Annotated in this window: 14 protein-coding genes and 2 pseudogenes; 9 read left to right on the top strand and 7 right to left on the bottom strand. The window is 59.0% G+C overall.

The genetic code is table 11. The features are described from left to right. Positions 1-94 precede the first annotated feature (94 nt). Positions 95-726: pseudogene (locus NANH_RS27050) on the bottom strand (IS6 family transposase). A gap of 259 nt (positions 727-985) precedes the next feature. Here NANH_RS27050 and NANH_RS0123055 point away from each other — a divergent pair. The 7 genes from NANH_RS0123055 to NANH_RS27045 all read left to right on the top strand — a co-directional run bounded on the left by NANH_RS0123055 (position 986) and on the right by NANH_RS27045 (position 7,475). Continuing rightward, entirely contained in the window at positions 986-1,651 is a 666-nt protein-coding gene (locus NANH_RS0123055) for an isochorismatase family protein (protein ID WP_027264155.1), read from the top strand. Positions 1,652-1,691: 40 nt separating this feature from the next. Next, entirely contained in the window at positions 1,692-2,927 is a 1,236-nt protein-coding gene (locus NANH_RS0123050; protein WP_027264154.1) for a metal-dependent hydrolase family protein, read from the top strand. Then, positions 2,927-3,649 carry a haloacid dehalogenase type II gene (locus NANH_RS0123045; RefSeq protein ID WP_027264153.1) on the top strand — a complete coding sequence of 241 codons (723 nt, stop codon included), beginning with the start codon at positions 2,927-2,929 and terminating at the stop codon, positions 3,647-3,649. Before NANH_RS0123050 ends, NANH_RS0123045 begins: the two co-directional genes overlap by 1 nt. Positions 3,650-3,712: 63 nt before the next feature. Next, positions 3,713-4,834 (top strand): C4-dicarboxylate TRAP transporter substrate-binding protein, encoded by a 1,122-nt coding sequence (locus NANH_RS0123040; RefSeq protein ID WP_027264152.1) that lies wholly within the window; start codon positions 3,713-3,715, stop codon positions 4,832-4,834. Between the two features lie 68 nt (positions 4,835-4,902). Continuing rightward, positions 4,903-5,430 (top strand): TRAP transporter small permease subunit, encoded by a 528-nt coding sequence (locus NANH_RS0123035; RefSeq protein WP_245601502.1) that lies wholly within the window; start codon positions 4,903-4,905, stop codon positions 5,428-5,430. A 34-nt stretch (positions 5,431-5,464) separates the two neighbouring features. Beyond that, positions 5,465-6,772, top strand: a complete 1,308-nt coding sequence (locus NANH_RS0123030; RefSeq protein ID WP_027264150.1) for a TRAP transporter large permease — start codon at positions 5,465-5,467, stop codon at positions 6,770-6,772. 31 nt (positions 6,773-6,803) lie between these two features. Then, positions 6,804-7,475 (top strand): TetR/AcrR family transcriptional regulator, encoded by a 672-nt coding sequence (locus tag NANH_RS27045; protein ID WP_051372573.1) that lies wholly within the window; start codon positions 6,804-6,806, stop codon positions 7,473-7,475. 70 nt (positions 7,476-7,545) lie between these two features. Here NANH_RS27045 and NANH_RS27040 read toward each other — a convergent pair. The 4 genes and pseudogenes from NANH_RS27040 to NANH_RS0123005 form a co-directional block, all read right to left on the bottom strand. Continuing rightward, positions 7,546-8,218: pseudogene (locus tag NANH_RS27040) on the bottom strand (IS6 family transposase). A gap of 172 nt (positions 8,219-8,390) precedes the next feature. Then, positions 8,391-9,518 (bottom strand): ABC transporter permease, encoded by a 1,128-nt coding sequence (locus tag NANH_RS0123015; RefSeq protein ID WP_027264149.1) that lies wholly within the window; start codon positions 9,516-9,518, stop codon positions 8,391-8,393. 1 nt (position 9,519) lies between these two features. Then, positions 9,520-12,246, bottom strand: coding sequence for a ribosome-associated ATPase/putative transporter RbbA (gene rbbA, locus NANH_RS0123010; RefSeq protein WP_036050265.1), 2,727 nt, complete (start codon positions 12,244-12,246; stop codon positions 9,520-9,522). Continuing rightward, the gene (locus NANH_RS0123005; RefSeq protein WP_027264147.1) at positions 12,243-13,226 is read right to left on the bottom strand and encodes an HlyD family secretion protein; all 984 of its coding nucleotides are present in this window, start codon (positions 13,224-13,226) and stop codon (positions 12,243-12,245) included. Before NANH_RS0123005 ends, rbbA begins: the two co-directional genes overlap by 4 nt. Before the next feature lie 298 nt (positions 13,227-13,524). Here NANH_RS0123005 and NANH_RS0123000 point away from each other — a divergent pair, with 298 nt between their 5' ends. After that, the gene (locus NANH_RS0123000) at positions 13,525-15,384 is read left to right on the top strand and encodes a PHA/PHB synthase family protein (protein WP_027264146.1); all 1,860 of its coding nucleotides are present in this window, start codon (positions 13,525-13,527) and stop codon (positions 15,382-15,384) included. Between the two features lie 465 nt (positions 15,385-15,849). Beyond that, the gene (locus NANH_RS27035; RefSeq protein WP_161631385.1) at positions 15,850-16,635 is read left to right on the top strand and encodes an IclR family transcriptional regulator; all 786 of its coding nucleotides are present in this window, start codon (positions 15,850-15,852) and stop codon (positions 16,633-16,635) included. Positions 16,636-16,717: 82 nt separating this feature from the next. Here NANH_RS27035 and NANH_RS0122990 read toward each other — a convergent pair whose 3' ends face one another. Then, positions 16,718-17,473 carry an SDR family NAD(P)-dependent oxidoreductase gene (locus NANH_RS0122990; protein WP_027264145.1) on the bottom strand — a complete coding sequence of 252 codons (756 nt, stop codon included), beginning with the start codon at positions 17,471-17,473 and terminating at the stop codon, positions 16,718-16,720. 4 nt (positions 17,474-17,477) lie between these two features. Beyond that, positions 17,478-18,353 carry a BKACE family enzyme gene (locus NANH_RS0122985; protein WP_027264144.1) on the bottom strand — a complete coding sequence of 292 codons (876 nt, stop codon included), beginning with the start codon at positions 18,351-18,353 and terminating at the stop codon, positions 17,478-17,480. Positions 18,354-18,524: the final 171 nt, after the last annotated feature.

Raw genomic sequence — 18,524 nt, 5'->3', positions numbered from 1 at the left:
AGGTTGGAGAGTACTGGCGCAAGTTTAACTCTTGCAGGACGGTAGTGTCGCAAAGTTTCCGTTGCGGCGAAGGTCGCTCGACTAGCGGACACACCTATCCAGCGAGTGCTGCGAACGGCGCGAAGCCAGACTGGTCAAACTGACCTTTCCGGATCATATGCGCGACTTCGATCCCGGCAAGAGTAGCCGAAGCTGAATTCAGCGATTTGAAGGTCTGGATCGGCCCGGTAAGTTTCTCGATGAACCGGCGATCCCGTTCAACGATGTTCACTCTCGGGCAAACAGGGTTACCCTGCCGTGCCGCGGTTGAGATATTTCGTGCGCCTGACGGCGATCGACCAACGCCAACCGTACATCACGAGCAGGCCGTTCATATCGAACGGACCCACCGTCTTCGATCCGCTCTTGTCGATAACAACTTTGTCTGGCCAGCCGTTTTTACCGATGGCTGCGCTCGGACAGCATGAAATCAAGGGTGTTTCCCTGTTTGTCGATTGCCCGGAACAAATAGGTCCGCTTGCCTTTGACATAGGTCTCATCCGTTCGCCAGGATCGGCCGGTGGGGGCTTTCCGGCGGCGGGCCTCTTCGGCAATCGCGCCCGCGAATTTCTCGACCCAACGATCGAGCGTTGCACGATCCAAATCGACGCCACGCCCGGCCATGATCTCTTCGGGATCGCGATAAGAAACTGCAAAGCGGACGCAGAAGTACACGGCGTATAGGATTACGGATTCGGGTACTGCCTGCCTTCGAAACCGATCGGCTCTTCACTCCTGCCACAGGCTTCTGAAGTCGCGCCAATTGGACCGGTCTGGAACCAGACGCAACGGAACTCCGAAAGTTTGCGACACGACCCATTGAGGCCGTCGGAGGGCGGTTACAGCATCAGTCCCATTCGTATCACTGCAGTGCAAATAAAAACAGTCTTGACTGTTTGTTGTGAAAAATTATCGTAGGCTCATCTTATTGGTAAGGAATGACGGGATGACTACTCGAGACGACTATCAGAACCGTAGCTATGGCGAGATCCCGGTGGGCACGGGTGCCAAGCCGGGGATCGTGGTCGTGGACTTTCAGAAAGGATTTACCGAAGAGAAGTATCCGCTGGGCGGTGCTCCCTTGGTCATGCGGGCATTGGCGAATACCGAAAAGTTGTTGAAGGTCGCGCGGGCCTACGGCGTGCCGGTAGCAAGCTGCAACACAGCATACATGAACGAACGCGAGATGCCCTATTGGAAGATCACCGCAGTACGCGAGACGTTCCGTCACGACCATCCAAGCGCTGCACTAGACCCGCGCATTCATGATCCAGAGTATGATCTGGTGGTTTGCAAAAAGGGACCATCGATATTCTTCAACACGCCCGTGTCTGACTATTTTGCAAAAGAGCGCGTCGATACAGTGATCGTGACCGGCTGCAACACCAGCGGATGTATTCGGGCGACGTCCATTGATTCCTTCAGTCACCGGTATCGCACGCTGGTACCCGAAGACTGCGTTGGCGATATTGAGGAGCAGCCTCACCACGACAATCTGCGTGACATTGGGCGGCGCTATGTCGATGTGGTCGACCTTGACTACACGCTCGCCTATCTTGAACGCTGGGCTAAGACGCGCGACGGCGGCCTGAATATGGCCGCCGCCTCTTAGGTCCCATCCCACTCACTGCGCCCCAACAGAAAGAGACTAGATGTCCCTGAAGCTCCTGAAGAATGCCCGGATCGTAGACGGAACCGCGACCGAACCAACCGAGCCAATGAACATCGTTATCGAATACGGAAAGTTCCGCGACGTTGGCCCGAATGTCACTGCCGATACCGATGACGTTATCGACTTGAAGGACCTCACCGTATTGCCGGGTCTGATCGACTGCCACGTGCACGTCATCGCGACGACTGCCAACCTTGGCCTGAACGCGTCACTTCCTTCATCGCTTATAGCCGCGCGCAGCAGCCTCTTGATGCGGAGTATGGTGATGCGCGGCTTTACCACGGTGCGCGATCTGGGCGGTGCGGACCGAGGGTTGCAACAGGCGGTTGACGAAGGTGCCTTTGTCGGACCGCGACTTGTGATCTGCGGCAAAGCGCTATCGCAGACCGGTGGCCACACCGATTATCGTGGTCCTTATGACAACAAGTCTGCTGCCTGGTACGATCAGAGCCTGGGTGCGATGGGCCGCATCAGTGATGGCGTTCCAGACGTTCAACGTGCTGTGCGCGAAGAAATCAAGAATGGCGCGCAGTTCGTGAAAGCGATGGCCGACGGGGGCATCTCGTCGCCATCCGATCCGGTTGGTTATCTGGTGTTCTCGGTCGACGAACTGAAAGCCATGGTTGAAATCGCCAAAGGCTTCGGGACCTACGCAACGGGCCACCTGTACACTGACGAGGCGATCGTGCGTGCGTTGGATTGCGGGTTTGAGTGCATTGAGCACGGCAATTTGATCGCTGATGACACCATTGCGCGCATCGCTAAAGATGGCATTCCGGTTGTTCCCACCAACATCACGTATGACCTTCTCGCCCGGAAAGGAGCAGAATTTGGGCTCCCGCCTGAATCGGTGGCCAAGGTATCTGATGTGCGTGAGGCCGGTCTGGAACGTCTGGACAAAATGCATGAGGCCGGGGTTCTCATGGGATATGGTTCTGATCTTCTTGGTGGAATGCAGACCGAGCAATCGGGAGAGTTTCCCCTGCGCGGACGCTATATACCCTCCGATGCGGTGATCCGGTCGGCGACGGTGGATGCGGCCAAGGTACTGCGGATGGAGGGGCAAATAGGAACAATTGCGCCCGGAGCTTTTGCCGATGTTGTTGCGGTCGATGGCAACCCATTGGAAAACCTCGACCTGCTGACAGGCCAAGGGGCGCACATGCCGCTGATTATGAAAGACGGCATAGCGATCAAAAAGGCAGCCTCGCTCTGATGACCTCACTGAGAGAATATTCCGCTCTGAGCTTTGACGTCTACGGCACGCTGATTGACTGGGAAAGCGGGATGATCGCCGGGCTGCGTCCATTGACAGATCGATTGGACATCGAGATGTCCGATGATGCGGTCTTGGAGATGCACGCACGAAACGAGAGCGCCGCTCAGGCGCAGACGCCGGCACGACCGTATTCCGACCTTCTGGCAACGGTCTATCGCCGCTGCGCAGAGGAACTGCGACTGGGCGTCGATTGGGACGAATGCGAGCGTTATGGCGCCAGCGTGCCTGACTGGCCGGCGTTTCCAGACAGCGCCGATGCGCTTGTCTATCTGAAACAACATTATAGGATGATAGTTCTGTCCAACGTCGACAATCGCAGCTTTGCCGGTGCAGCCGCAAAACTGGGAATCGCATGGGATGGCGTGTTCACCGCCGAGGACATAGGCAGTTACAAGCCTGCACAGCGCAATTTCGATTATCTTCTGACACAGATAAAGCGGATGGGAATCGCCAAAGCCCAACTTCTCCACACTGCCGAAAGTATGTTCCATGATCATGTGCCCGCCCGGGCCAACGGTCTGGACAACGCGTGGATTTTCCGACGTCATGCCAAGAAAGGATTTGGAGCCACAATGGACCCCGGCCAACCGGCGGAGACGAGTTTTCGCTTCAACTCCCTTCGGGAAATGGCGGAAGCCCACGAGAACGACCACAACTAAGAAACGACCTGCCCACGCATAGAACGAGGGCGTTCTGCAACATTCAACCAACGGGAAATAAAAATGAAACGACTGCTGACTTTCACCGCGCTGGCTGGCCTCATGGCCGGAGCCGCTTCGGCGCAGACAGACTTTATCGCCAACAGCTTTTACGACGGTGCCGTGCCGATGTCGGGCGAGGGCTATATCCGCTGGGCGGAACTGGTCAAGGAACTCTCGGACGGCGATCTCGTCCCCGAAGTCTTTACCGGCACTGTTCTGTTGGCGCCTCGCGCCTCGCTTCAGGGCATTCAGGACAACGTCGTTCAAGTCGCCCACCACGCTGCTGTCTATACGCCGTCGGATCTGCCGGTGTCGAACGCGGTGCAGGAATTGGGCTTTGCCTATTCTGATCCTATGGCCGCGATCTTTGCCGTCACCGATTTTTCGATGAACAATGAAACCCAGCTGGAAGAGTGGAAAGACAAGGGGGTCGTCTATCTCGGCGCCTATGCGACGCCAGGATATGTTCTGATGTGTTCCAGTCCGGTACGCAACCTCGAAGAGATGAAGGGTAAACGCATTCGCACTGCCGGTTCTGCCGTATCGGTCTGGGTCGAAGAGGCCGGAGGCATCCCCGTCAACGTACCGTCGAGCGAGATGTATACCGGTCTTGAACGCGGCACCCTTGACTGCGCGACAAACGCGGCAAGCGATCTGGTGGACCGTTCGTTGCTTGAAGTGGCCGAACACACCACACTGTTGTCGACCGGCATGTATTACTCGGGACCTCAGTGGGGCTTTAACCCGGGGTTCTGGGAAACCCTGACACCTGCACAACGCGAAGTTTTGATGGAAGCCTCGGCCCGGTCCATGGCCCGCATGGTCATTGCCTACAATGAAAAGGTCGATGCAGGTCTCGAGGCGTCGAAGGCTGCGGGCGGCAACGTCTACGAGCCTGAGCAAGACCTTGTCGACCACGTGACCGAGTTCCGTGACCGGACGACCAAAGCGGCCGCCGATAAGGCCGGGACCGACTATGGTGTTGCCGAGCCTCAGGCGTTGATCGACGATTTCGTGGCAACGATGACAAAGTGGCAAGACCTGCTCGCTGAAGTCGACACCACCGATGAGGACGCACTGACAGCAGTTGCTATGCAGGAGATCTTCAACAAGATCGACGCAAGCAGCTACGGCGTGAACTGATCCCTATCGGGGCTCGCGCCTGCCGCGGGCCCCTTTCTTTCCGAGCAACTCCGGTATCGGCAGAACGCTTGGAATTCCCATTCCAAACACGGAGGTTCGCGATGCAACTGGTCCTCGGAATCATCCGTTGGTTGAACATTGGCACCATCACCGCAGCCTGCTTGGTGATATTGTTGATGATGATGCATATAACGCTGGACGTCGGCGTGCGGTATTTCTTCAATGGACAGATCGTAGGCACGCTGGAATGGGTATCGTTTTATTATATGGTGGCGCTGGTGTTTCTTGCGCTCGGCTATGTCGAATACAAGAACGAGAATATCCGTGTCGACCTATTTGCCCAGATGATGCCGAAGTCGGTTCAGTTGGGGCTCTATGTCTTTGCCTGTATTCTTGGGCTCATCTTTTTCGGCATGCTTTTCTGGCAATCCCTGCTTGACGCCATCCGCGCCACGCAGCGCGCCGAAGAAGCGATGAGTAACTTTCGCTTCTTGATCTGGCCCGCCCGCTGGGCCCTTCCCATCGGATTTGCCGGTGCGCTTTTGGCAGTTTTGGCTAATCTTCTGCGCGCTTTCAGCCGCCGCGAAGCGCTTTGATTCATCGCGTCCCCCCTTCCTCGGAGTCTCCGGCATGAGCAATCTCGAAATCGGCATCGCAGGTGTCTTCGTCGCCCTGGCTTTGATCGCGATCCGTGTCCCGATCGGGCTGGCACTCGGCCTCGTGTCGATCGCGGGCATCGGCATCATGTTCAATGCGACTGTGGCTTGGGGGATGATCTCGGCCACCCCCTTTGACTATGTTGGCCAATGGGAGCTGTCCGCAGCACCGATGTTTCTGTTGATGGGCTTCATCTGCTCTTCGACTGATATGACGCGGGGGCTCTTTTTAGCCCTGCGTCTCTACCTCGCACGACTGCCCGGCGGTCTGGCGATCACGTCCGTCGGCGCATGCGCTTTCTTTGCCGCCGCCTCTGGCTCGTCCGTAGCCACGGCATCAGCAATGTCGCGGATGGCAGTGCCCGAGATGCTCGACAACGGCTATGACCGGGGTCTGGCCACGGGGACGATCGCTGCTTCTGGTACGCTGGGATCACTGATCCCGCCTTCGGTCCTGCTGATCCTCTACGGCGTCTATGCACAGGTGTCGGTTGGGCAATTGTTCATGGCCGGTTTTATCCCGGGGCTGCTGTCGGCAATGATCTACATGGCGATGATCATGATCCGCGTGAAAGTGAATCCGTCTCTGGCGGGCACCGTTCAAATTGACCCGACGCCCGAAGAGCGGCGAGAAGCCTTTCGCGACGTCTGGCCTCTTCCTACGCTGATCCTTGTCGTGTTGGGAGGCATTTTCTCCGGCGTATTCTCTCCGACCGAAGCGGGTGCGCTCGGGGCCTTTGCCGCGCTGTTGATCGCCATCGTGCGGCGCAAGCTGACCCGGGCGGCATTGATTGAAGCCGTTTCTCAGGCGGTGGTTTCGACCGCGTCGATCTTTATCATTCTGATCGGCTCGCTATTCTTTACCCGTTTTCTGGCGTTGTCGGGGTTTCCGCGCGCCTTTGCGGATGCGATACTGTCGGTCAGTACCGAAACCTGGTGGATCCTGTTCGCTGTGTCGGTGATCTTTCTCGTGCTTGGAATGCTGATCGACAGCATCGGACTGCTTCTGCTGACGTTGCCGATCCTCGTGCCGCTGGTGAACGAGGCCGGGATCAACCCGGTCTGGTTTGGGATCATCGTGATCAAGCTTCTGGAAATCGGGCTTATCACGCCGCCAATAGGGTTGAATGTTTACATGATCAACGGGGCTCTGAACAATCGAGTCACCCTGCCTGAAATCTTCAAAGGGATCACTTGGTTTCTGGCGATGGACCTGTTGACACTCATCATTCTCATCTTGTTCCCGATTCTGACACTCTGGCTGCCATCGCTCGCATATTGAGTGGTGAGCCGCGACCGACCTGGGAGGACAAATGAAAAAACCATCGGCCGAGTCAACCCGCAAGGACAAACCGGCGCAAGCCCGCAGCATCGTGATGCGCGAGAAGCTGGTCGAAAGCACGCTCGACGTGATCTACGATCTTGGCTACAGGTCTGCGTCGACTCCGGAATTCGTGCGGCGAGCGGGTGTGTCGCGAGGGGCGCTGCTCCACCACTTTCCGGCCCGATCAGACATCATCGTCGCCGCGATGGAGCGCCTGTTGAGGGATGGCACCGGCGAGATCCGGGACGTTGCCGAAAAGGTAGCGAGGCAGGAAGTCAGCCTTGAGGATTTCGTCGAATTCCTCTGGGAAATGTTCTCTGGAAAGTTCTTCTATATCTCATTGGAATTCATCAACGAGGCCCGGACTGACTCCGAGTTGCGTACCCGGATGATCCCGGTCGTCCAGGACTTCCACGCGGCATTGAACGGCATCTGGGACGAATTCGAGAAACAGGCCGACGGCATGCCCCACGCAACTCGCGTCGCGCTGAATCTAACCGTCTGTCTAATGCGCGGTATGGGGGTTCAGACCGTTCTGAAGGACGATCCGGGTTACTTCCGTTCGTTGCTCGAGGCCTGGCAGACAATCCTACCCCAGCTTGTCCAAAATCAACAGAAAGAGTGTTGTCACGTTAAATTCCGACCCACCAAAGAATGCTGATGCTCGGGCAGTATTGGGTAGTGTCGCAAAGTTTCCGTTGCGGTGAAGGTCGCTCGACTAGCGGACACACCTATCCATCGAGTGCTGCGAACGGCGCGAAGCCAGACTGGTCGAACTGACCTTTCCGGATCATATGCGCGACTTCGATCCCGGCAAGAGTAGCCGAAGCTGAATTCAGCGATTTGAAGGTCTGGATCGGCCCGGTAAGTTTCTCGATGAACCGGTGGTCCTGTTCAATGATGTTCACTCTCGGGCAAACAGGGTTACCCTGCCGTGCCGCGGTTGAGATATTTCGTGCGCCTGACGGCGATCGACCAACACCAACCGTACATCACGAGCAGGCCGTTCATATTGAACAGACCCACCGTCTTCGATCCGCTCTTGTCGATAACAACTTTGTCTGGCCAGCCGTTTTTACCGATGGCTTTCGCGAAAAACGCGGTGGCTGCGGCTTCGTCGCGACGCTCCGACAGCATGAAATCAAGGGTGTTTCCCCGCTTGTCGATTGCCGGGTACAAATAGGTCCGCTTGCCTTTGACTTTGACATAGGTCTCATCCGTTCGCCAGGATCGGCCGGTGGGGGCTTTCCGGCGGCGGGCCTCTTCGGCAATCGCGCCCGCGAATTTCTCGACCCAACGATCGAGCGTTGCACGATCCAAATCGACGCCACGCCCGGCCATGATCTCTTCGGGATCGCGATAAGAAACTGCAAAGCGGACGCAGAAGTACACGGCGTATAGGATTACGGATTCGGGTACTGCCTGCCTTCGAAACCGATCGGCTCTTCACTCCTGCCACAGGCTTCTGAAGTCGCGCCAATTGGACCGGTCTGGAACCAGACGCAACGGAACTCCGAAAGTTTGCGACACGACCTTTCAGGCGATGACAGGTGATCCAGGTTTAAGTCGAAATGCTCTAGTGGGCTGTGGCCATGGTCACCCTGAAACGCCTGAGCGCGACGAGGAAGAATATCGCGCCGAGTGCGACCATGACCACCAAGTCGGGCCAAACGATATCGAGTCCGGCCCCGCGATAGAGAATTGCTTGCGAAAACGCGACGAAATGCGTCGAGGGCGCCAGTTGCATGATATTCTGTAGCCAGACCGGCATGCTTTCCATCGGGGTTGTACTGCCGGAAAGCAGGTTCATGATCACAAGCACCGGGAGCGACAACAGGCCGAACTGCGGCATCGATGTCGTGAACGTGGCCAGCAGAATGCCAAGCCCCGTCACCGAGACGAGATAAAGCACCGCTCCAGACACGAACAGCGTGATCGACCCCGCGATCGGAACCGCAAGCACGGTCTGCACGACGATCCAGAGCGACAGGATGGCGGCGATAACGATCACCAGGCCGTTGGCCCAGATCTTGGCGACCATGATCTCGGACGGTGTTACCGGCATCACCAGCAAATGCTCGATCGTACCATGTTCGCGTTCACGGATCAGCGCGGCCCCGGTCAGCAAGATCGACAGGATGGTGATATTGTTGATGATCTGCATCACCGATGAAAACCAGACGGAATTCAGATTTGGGTTGAAATTTGTCCTGACGACCAGGTCGATCGGCAGCGTCGTGGAGGTGTCGTCACCGGATACGAACCTGGTGATTTCGGCACGGACGATCTGCTGGAGGAACACCGAACCGTTCCCGGCCTGCGCCTTCGCGGTGGCATCGACATTGAGCTGTACCTCGGGCTTGTGACCGTTCAGCACGTCAGCCTCGAACGAGGGCGGAAAGGACAGGACGAACACGAACCTGCCGCTGTCCATCACGCTTTTGATTTCGTCCGCCGCGATTTCCTGCGGCGGATTGAACTCGGGGGGCAGGATTGCGCCCAGAATGTGACCGGTCAACGCCGAACGATCCTGATCCACATAGGCGACCGAGGCGTTCGCGACCTCAAGCTTGGCCCCGGTCGCCACCGAATAGACTGCGAAGCTGAACACATAGACGATCAGCACGATCAGCACCGGATCGGCGCGCAGACTGCTGAGTTCCTTGAGGCCGAGCCGGAAGACATTGGTGAGCCACTGCCTCATGTCATTTCTCCTGCTTGCTCAGGGCAAGGACAGATACGGAAATGAACACTGCCGCAAACCCTGTCAGCGCGGCGTGATTGTGCCACAGTTCCGGAAATCCAAGGCCTTTGGTAAAAGTGCCGACGCTGATTTGCTGATACCAGGCCGACGGGAACGCCAGTCCGATCAACCGTCCGCCGCCCGACAGCGAGGACACCGGAACCAGCAAGCCCGAGAAGTTGACAGCGGGAATGATGGAGATGACGGCGGCGGCAAAAGTTGCCGCAACCTGCGTGCGGGTGAATGTCGAGATCAGCACGCCAAAGCCCGTGGTCGCCAGAACATAAAGCAACGTGCCGACAAGGAGAGTCAGGGCCGAGCCTTTGACCGGCACTCCGAAGACGCCATAGGACACGATGACCAGAGTGACGAAACTGAGCATGGCAAGTACGACATAGGGCAACTGCTTGCCCAGAATGAACTCGGTCCGTGTCACCGGCGTTGAGCGGAAGTTGGCGATTGAACCGGTTTCCTTTTCCCGTACGACCCCCATCGCCGCCATCATCGCCGGGATCAGAACCAGCATCAGCATGATGACCGACGGGATCATCGCGAAGACGCTCTTGAATGTCTGGTTGTAGCGAAGACGGGTCTCGACCGAAGCCGCCGACGGGTCGATGGCACGGCCATAGAGCCGCTCGATCTGATCGGACATGTAAGATACGGCAAGCCCTTGCAAGTACCCGCGCGTGGTTTCTGCCCGGAACGGCATGGCGCCGTCAATGGCCATGCGGACTTCGGGTTGGTCCCCCCGCAGCAGGGATTTTCCGAATCCCGGCGGCACCTCGATGGCCACGACAAGCTCGGCGCTTTTCATCCGGTCATCGAGCTCGGTCACACTGTTTGCGGGCAGTCTTTCAGCGAAATAGCGCGAGCCCGAAAAGCTCTCTATGAGTTCCCGGCTTTCCGCGCTCTGATCACGATCAAAAACCGCATAGGGCAGGTCTTGCACGTCGAATGAGATGCCATAGCCGAAAGTGAGCATCAGAATGACCGGGCCGAGAAACGCGAAGATCAACCGCATTGGGTCGCGCAATATCTCGATCGATTCGCGGCGTGCGAAGGCCCAAAGCCGAGCAATGTCGAACGCACGATGTGGGTCTTGCCGCCGGTCCGGCAATGCCATGGCCGGTGTCTGGGAACGCACATTGTCTGTGCCGCCAGCCGCTTCGCGCAGATATCCGACAAACGCTTCTTCGAGGTCATCGGTGCCTTTTCTTCTGGCCAGTTCGGCAGGCGTTCCAATCGCCAGAACCTTTCCCGCGTGCATCAGCGAGATGCGATCGCATCGCTCCGCCTCGTTCATGAAATGGGTTGAAACGAAAATTGTCACGCCGTCATCGCGCGACAGTTTGATCAGGTGCTGCCAGAACCCGTCCCGTGCGACCGGATCGACGCCTGAGGTTGGCTCGTCCAGGATTAGAATCTCTGGCCCGTGGATCACCGCGACGGCAAGCTGAAGGCGCTGACGGATGCCCAGCGGTAGGCCGTCCGGCCGCTTGTCGGCATCTTCGGTCAGGTCGAAATCGCGAAGCATTTGCGCAACCCGCCCGGCGCGGGTCTCGATCGGCAACTGATAAAGCTGCGCGTGAAGTTCCAGATTCTGACGGACAGTCAACTCGCCATAAAGGGAGAAGGCCTGCGACATGTATCCGACCCGCTGCCGGGTCGCCATGTCGTCCGGGTCCAGCGCCTCGCCGAACAGCAGCGCCTTGCCTTCGCTGGCCTTCTGCAATCCGGTCAGCATCTTCATCGTCGTGGTCTTGCCGCAGCCGTTGGAACCGAGAAATCCGAAGATCTCGCCGGGCTCGATCTGAAACTCGACCTGATCGACGGCAGTGAAATCGCCAAAGCGGCAGGTCAGCCCCCGTGCCTCGATGGCGGGCGGGCCGCTGACGGGCCGGCGCGGCGGCACAACGACAGCGCGGTGGCCTTGCCGTTCGGCCGCGGGCAGCATGGCGATGAATGCCTTTTCCAGGGTTGGCTGTTCGGCGGCGTCCCGGATCTCGGTCGGCGATCCTGTCGAGATGACCTTTCCCGCATTCATCGCGGCAAGCCAATCGAAGCGCTCCGCCTCTTCCATATAGGCGGTTGCGACGATCACGCTCATCGCCGGGCGATCTGCGCGGATGTGGTCGATCAGATCCCAGAACTGTTGGCGCGACAGGGGATCGACGCCGGTGGTCGGTTCGTCAAGGATCACCAGGTCGGGATCATGGATCAGCGCCGAGCAAAGCGAGAGCTTCTGCTTCATCCCGCCGGACAGCTTGCCTGCGGGCCGGTGCGGGAACGGATCGAGACCGGTGGCATTCAGCAGATCGTTGATGCGTGCGCGCCGTTCCGCCTTCGGTTGGCCGAAGAGACGGCCGAAGAAGTCGAGGTTCTCATAGACCGAAAGCGTCGGATAGAGGTTTCGTCCCAGCCCCTGCGGCATATAGGCAATACGATGATTGCAGGCTTTGAGATGTTCGCGGGCGCCAATGTCGCCGCCCAGTACATGTATGTCGCCGGTTTGCAGTTTGCGCACGCCGGCGATCAGCGCCAGAAGCGTGGACTTTCCAACGCCATCCGGGCCGATCAGGCCCGCCATACAGCCCGCCGGGATATTCAGCGAGATGTCGGTAAGGGCAGACGCAGAGCCGTACCGGTGCGTGACCGAAGACAGGCTGGCAACCGGCGCAGACATCATTGTGGCAGCTTCACCGCAAGCACGTCGGGCCAGGCAATAGTGTCGTCGGTGCGAACATAGCCCACACCGGCAACGCCGGCCTTGGCTTGCTCCTGGTATTCTTCCAGCAACTCTTTTGGAATGGTTAGTTTGACCCGGAACATCAGCTGATCACGTTCATCGGCGGTTTCTACGGATTTTGGCGTGAACTGGGCCGTGCTGGCAACGAAAGTGACCTGGGCCGGGATCACGTAGTCGGGGATCGCGTCGAGGATAATCCGCGCTTCGGACCCGATGGCCAGCAGGCCAGCGTCGCGCGCGGGAAGGAAGATAGTCATGTATATTTCGGTCAGGTCGGTCAGCGTCACGACCCTGCCACCGGAGCCGACGACTTCTCCCGCCTTCGCGAGGACGTATTGAACACGCCCATCGTGCGGAGCCATCAGATCCGCGTCTGCACGGATGCTTTGCAGCCGTTCGACAGTCGCCTCGGCCGACGCGATCGTGGCCGTTGCAAGGTCAATACCTGCGCGGGCGGCGACCACTCCAGCTTGTGCGGTGATCATCGCGGACTTTCTTCGATCGACCAGTTCCTGTGGCGCATGCCCCCTGGCCGCGAGTTGCTCGGCACGGGCAAATTCCGCCTGCGCGAATTCCAGTTCGGACAGGCGCTGATTCAGCAGGGCCTCTGATTGCAGCTTTTGCTGCTCTGCCTGGGTGACGGCGGCTTGGGCCTGGCGCAGCTGAGCGTCGATTTCGGCGGTGTCCATACTCGCCACCAGGTCTCCGGCTTTGACCCATTGGCCCTCGGAAACACGGACCTCGGCGATACGTCCCGGCAGCTTGGCCGCCACATCAATACGCTCGGCCTCGATCCGCCCGTTCGAGCTGACGATGCCGGCGGGAAGTTCGGCGGGCCGACTGTTGGACCAGAATGCATATGCCCCTCCCAAAAGCATGATGAGGACGACAGCGACTGTGCCATAGCGTTTCCATTGCATTGGTCTTCTCCTCATCTCGGGTACGCTTAGATCTGCCGGACGTCCTGAACCTAGCCCTGCTGCGGTGCAGCGTAAAGGCATGCTGCATTGCGGTGGTGACATAACCGATATGCCAAACTGTCCGATGCGTCGGCAGGGTTTCAGACCTACCTTGAAACCAACAACGCAGCGTCTAACGCCCTTTCCAATTGGGCGATTTGATCAAGATCAATTGCCCCTATAGTTGATCTTGCGAGATCAATTGCCCTTGAACGGGTACCGCAAAGCAGGCGCGAACCATTCAGAAGGAGCGCGGTCAGTGAGCCATGCGATACCGAAATCCGCCAATACGCCCCGCGAGCTCAGCCCCAAGGCTGGGTCGGGCGGAAAGTCTTTTGCCCCAACGGTTTCCCTGGATTCGCCGAAACAGCAAGCTGGGCATAGGTTTGGACAGGATACGGAGCTGCCCGAGTTTCTGGATCGGGCGACCCATGCCGGAATGGCCCGGTTTACAAAGGGCGTGTCGCCTGCGGCACTTGCCGGGGCTTATCTGGATTGGATGGCGCATCTGGCGACATCTCCCGGAAAGCAGATCGAAATCACGCAAAAGGCATTTGGCAAATGGCTGCGGCTGTCGCGCTTTGCAATGACATGTGCCGGGGCACAAGCCGGTCTCGACCCCTGTATCGAGCCGCTGCCACAAGACCGTAGATTTCGCGATGAGGCCTGGCAGAAATGGCCCTACAACGTGATTTCTCAGGGGTTCCTGTTGAACCAACAGTGGTGGCACAATGTCACCACCGATGTGCGCGGCGTTACCCGTCAGCACGAAAACGTCATGGAGTTTGCGTCAAGGCAGATCCTGGATGCCTTTTCGCCGTCTAACTTCCTGCTCACCAATCCTGAAGCATTGGCAAAGACGCGCCAAGAGCGAGGCCAGAACCTTTTTCGCGGCTTTCGGAACTGGCTCGACGATCTGGACCGCCTGCAAAACGACAAGCCGCCCGCCGGGGCCGAAGCGTTCCGGCCCGGCCATGAGGTTGCCGTGACGCCCGGCAAGGTGGTCTATCGCAACCACCTGATCGAACTCATCCAATACACGCCGACCACCGAAACGGTCAGGCCGGAGCCCATCCTGATCGTGCCGGCATGGATCATGAAATACTACATCCTCGATCTTTCGCCGGAAAACTCGATGGTGAAGTTCCTGGTCGATCAGGGGTATACGGTGTTCATGATTTCGTGGCGTAATCCGGATGCCGAAGACCGCGATCTGGGGATGGACGATTACCGCAAGATGGGCGTCATGGATGCAATCGGCGCGGTGCAGGGCATTGTGCCGGGCCAGAAAATCCACGGCGTCGGGTATTGCCTCGGCGGCACGTTGCTTTCAATTGCGGCCGCAACAATCGGTCGCGACGGCGGCGATCCGTTCGCAACGCTCAGTTATTTCGCCTCGCAGATCGATTTCACCGAGCCGGGCGAATTGCAGCTGTTTATCAACGACAGCCAGCTGACGTTCCTGGAAGACATGATGTGGGATCAGGGATATCTCGATACGACCCAGATGTCCGGGGCCTTTCAAATGATCAAGTCCGTGGATCTGGTCTGGTCGCAGATCCTTCACAGGTACCTGATGGGCGATGAAACGGCGATGTTCGACCTGATGGCCTGGAACGCCGACGGCACACGCATGCCGTTCCGGATGCATTCGGAATACCTCCGGTCGCTTTTTCTGAACAACGAACTGACCGAAGGGCGCTTTCTTGTCGAGGGGCGACCGATTTCCGTGACCGACATCCGGGTTCCGGTGTTTTCCGTGGGCACGGCCAAGGATCACGTGGCCCCCTGGAAATCGGTCTACAAGATGCATCTGTATCTCGATACGGACCTGACCTTTGCGCTCGCCAGCGGCGGTCACAACACCGGCATCGTGTCTGAGCCCGGCCACAAGAACCGCAGCTATCAGATTGCCACGGCACGCCACGATGACCACTATGTCGATCCTGAAAGCTGGGCGGCACGAACCCCGAAAAAAGACGGCTCCTGGTGGCTGGACTGGGTGTCGTGGCTGGACGGGCGGTCGGGGGCACCCAAAGCACCGCCGTCTATTGGGAACGAAAACGCGGGGCTCGCCACCCTGACGGACGCACCGGGAACCTGTGTCGTGCAGAAATAGGTGTGTACCGCAGATGAAGGGAAATCAGAGATGGGCATGCTTGACGGTACGTGCGGTCTCGGGATCGCCAATAAAAGCTCTAGACCCCACATGCCATATCCTGGAAATGAACAGCGAAAGCTTTTGTCTATGCGAAAGCCGTAAAATCCAAAGCGGGACTCTCAATAAACGACAGTAGCGCCGGCCTTCGATCCGGTTCAAACCTTCGATATTCAGCATGGCCGGAGAGTACCGGGGCGAACGGGTGCCAACACCCTGAAAATGCCCTTTTGACCACGGGTGGCCAAGCGGCAGGGCAGAGCTTTCTGTGCCGCGTACCAACTCGGTTTCGATGCCGTGCCCGACACGCGAGTTTATCAAGAGCCCTCGTCTCGGGGTCTTTCTGGGGCGGAAAACCGGTTTCCTCTTGCCGGGCCGGGCTTTAGGATGGCGCTCTGATCAGTGGAAACGAACCGGGGGCTGCGCGTGAAAAAGGAAACTTCGCTGAACAGCCTGCGCCGCGGGTTTCTCATTCTCGAAACCTTCGGGGTTGGAGAGGACAGCCTGAGCAATGCCGAAATATCGGCGCGTACCGAGTTGCCGAAATCGACGGTGTCGCGGCTGACATCGGTGCTGTGCGATATGGGCTATTTGTTGCCAGCATCCGCAGTCGGAGGGTTTCGGATCGGGCCTCGGGCGTTGCGGCTAGGATATTCTGCACTGGCCAGCCTGAACATCCGTCAGCGCGCCCGCCAGCCGATGCAGGCATTGGCGAGCCGGGCCTCGGTCTCGGTCTCGCTGGGGATTCGGCAGGGCATTGATATGCTTTATGTCGAGCAGGCCCGCGGCGCGGCATCGCTTTCCACCCGCTTGACGGTGGGGGACCGGCTGCCGATCGCGGTCTCGGCCATTGGACAGGCCTATCTGTCGATCTGCAACGACGGTGAGATCGCCGAAATCGCGGCGCAGCTGTCAGCAACCGAACCGCAGCTGGCCGCGGATCTGGCCAAAACGGCGGCAGAGGCGCGCAAGCAAATCGCCGCGCAGGGCTATTGCCTGTCGATGAACAGTTGGGTGAGCGGGGTACATGCGGTGGCCGCCCCGGTGCTGGATCTCGATACCAAGACGCGGATGGCGATCAACTGCGGCGGGGTTGCGGCGCTGCTGTCCGAAACTCGGATGCGGGAAGAGATCGGCCCGGCGTTGGAGACATTGGCAAGCCAGATCTCGGCGCTGCCCCCGCGCGAATTGATCGCGCATTTCGGGCAATAGGGCCGTCTCAGGGTCGTGAACTGTGTCGGAAACTGCCCCAGAACAGGACGGCTGGGGCGGTTCGAGACAGGTTTGACCCGCTTTACGAAAACCGTCCACCGTCGATTGCGATCGTCTGGCCGGTCATTGCCGGATTACTGGCGAGAAACACGATTCCCTGCGCGACATCTTCGGGCTCGACCCAGCGTTTCAGCGCGGTGGAGGCCAGCGAGCGTTCGGTGCGGCATACCGGCCAGGTGCCGGTCCAGGGGGTGCGGGTCAGCCCCGGCGCGACCGCGTTGACGCGGATATCGGGACCCAACCCACGGGCGAGGTTGATCGTCATGTTGATTAGCGCCGCCTTGCTGGCCGCATAGGCCATGGAGCTGGCACCGCCGCCCAGACCGGCGATACTGGCGGTATTGATGATTGCACCGCCCTTGCGCAGATGTGGCGCGGCCGCGCGCGAACACCAGAACGGCCCCATCAGGTTGGTGTCCAGAATGGTGGACCAAAAGTCATCGTCCAGACGATCCAGATCCGACATCGCGATCGGCTCTTTGGTGGCCGAGGTTCCGGCATTGTTGACCAGAACGTCAAGCCCGCCCAGATCGGTGATCGCGGCGGCGATCATCGCCTCGGCCGCGTCCCGTTGCGAGACATTGCCAGCAGCAGAGCGGGCGCGACCCTGACCATAGGTTTCATTCAACTGTGCGATCCGCGTCACTGCGGCGGGATCGCCCGGCAGGTGGTTGACCGCGACCAGGGCGCCAGCGGCCAGAAACGCTTTGACGGTTGCCAGGCCGATGCCAGAGGCACCGCCGGTGACCAGAACGCGGGTATCTGTGGTGATGTCCATCCGCTCAGCCCAGATCCAGCATCGCGCGCGCTTCGGCAGCGGTAGCGGGTTCTTTGCCCAGGCCCTCAATGATCTGAACCGCGCGGCGCACCAGCGACGCATTGTCGGGGGCCAGTTGCCCGCGTGCAAGATAGAGGTTGTCTTCCAGCCCGACGCGGACCTGTCCGCCACACAGCGCCGAGAGCGCCACGATGTCGAATTCCGACCGGCCGATTCCAAAGGCTGCCCAATTCGCGTCGTCGGGCAGTTGCGATTGCAGATGCAGGTGGTTCTGCGGTGTGGCGTCGGCCCCGTATGGGATGCCAAGGCAGATCTGGAACAGCGGTCGACCGGTCAGAACGCCTTCGGCGATGAGCTTGCGGGCCAGAACGATGTGACCGATGTCAAAGACTTCAAGTTCAGGCTTGGTGCCGGCCTCTTGCACCAGCCTGGCCATGAGGCGCAGATGGTCGGGCAGGTTCAGAAAGGCGTGTTCACCGAAGTTCATTGTGCCCACATCCAGCGTGCAGATCTCCGGTTTCAGCTCCAGCACATGGGCGACGCGGTCCTCGGGTGCGCACAGCGTGGTGCCGGGGCCGCCCATGTGCATGTTCTCGGGCGACGGGACATAGCGCGCGCCGGCACCAGTGGTCAGGTTCAGTACGATATCGGCATCGGACGCGCGGATGCGTTCGACCACCTCGCGATAGAGCGCCAGATCCATCGACGGTGCGGCGGTCCTGGGGTCGCGCACGTGGATATGGGCAACCGCCGCGCCGGCGCGCGCCGCGTCGATCGCCTGATCGGCAATCTGCTTGGGGGTGACGGGGACAGCGGCGCTTTTGCTGGGGGTATCGAATGACCCCGTCAGCGCGCAGGTAAGGATTACTTTGTCAGACATGCTTAGTGTTCTCCGGCGTTCCGTATTCTTGGACGGCCCTGAATCCCGTGAAAACGGGCAGGGCCGCGCGACCGCCATAGCTCTGCCACAGGCGTTTCTGTTCCGCAACGCGGAACGATGTGCCATTTTGTACTTTTACATGCTGGAAATATGTGCGATCTGCGTCTCAGG

The sequence above is a fragment of the Sedimentitalea nanhaiensis DSM 24252 genome, assembly GCF_000473225.1.
Classification (GTDB): domain Bacteria; phylum Pseudomonadota; class Alphaproteobacteria; order Rhodobacterales; family Rhodobacteraceae; genus Sedimentitalea; species Sedimentitalea nanhaiensis.
The sequence above is the reverse complement of the archived record's forward strand: the minus strand, read 5'-3'. Positions and strand labels throughout refer to the sequence as shown.

Excerpts from the sequence above, each read along its gene's own strand:
- NANH_RS0123055 (WP_027264155.1), top strand. The coding sequence starts at position 986 with ATGACTACTCGAGACGACTATCAGAACCGTAGCTATGGCGAGATCCCG.
- NANH_RS0123050 (WP_027264154.1), top strand. The coding sequence starts at position 1,692 with ATGTCCCTGAAGCTCCTGAAGAATGCCCGGATCGTAGACGGAACCGCG.
- NANH_RS0123045 (WP_027264153.1), top strand. The coding sequence starts at position 2,927 with ATGACCTCACTGAGAGAATATTCCGCTCTGAGCTTTGACGTCTACGGC.
- NANH_RS0123040 (WP_027264152.1), top strand. The coding sequence starts at position 3,713 with ATGAAACGACTGCTGACTTTCACCGCGCTGGCTGGCCTCATGGCCGGA.
- NANH_RS0123030 (WP_027264150.1), top strand. The coding sequence starts at position 5,465 with ATGAGCAATCTCGAAATCGGCATCGCAGGTGTCTTCGTCGCCCTGGCT.
- NANH_RS27045 (WP_051372573.1), top strand. The coding sequence starts at position 6,804 with ATGAAAAAACCATCGGCCGAGTCAACCCGCAAGGACAAACCGGCGCAA.
- NANH_RS0123015 (WP_027264149.1), bottom strand. The coding sequence starts at position 9,518 with ATGAGGCAGTGGCTCACCAATGTCTTCCGGCTCGGCCTCAAGGAACTC.
- rbbA (WP_036050265.1), bottom strand. The coding sequence starts at position 12,246 with ATGATGTCTGCGCCGGTTGCCAGCCTGTCTTCGGTCACGCACCGGTAC.
- NANH_RS0123005 (WP_027264147.1), bottom strand. The coding sequence starts at position 13,226 with ATGCAATGGAAACGCTATGGCACAGTCGCTGTCGTCCTCATCATGCTT.
- NANH_RS0122990 (WP_027264145.1), bottom strand. The coding sequence starts at position 17,473 with ATGGACATCACCACAGATACCCGCGTTCTGGTCACCGGCGGTGCCTCT.
- NANH_RS0122985 (WP_027264144.1), bottom strand. The coding sequence starts at position 18,353 with ATGTCTGACAAAGTAATCCTTACCTGCGCGCTGACGGGGTCATTCGAT.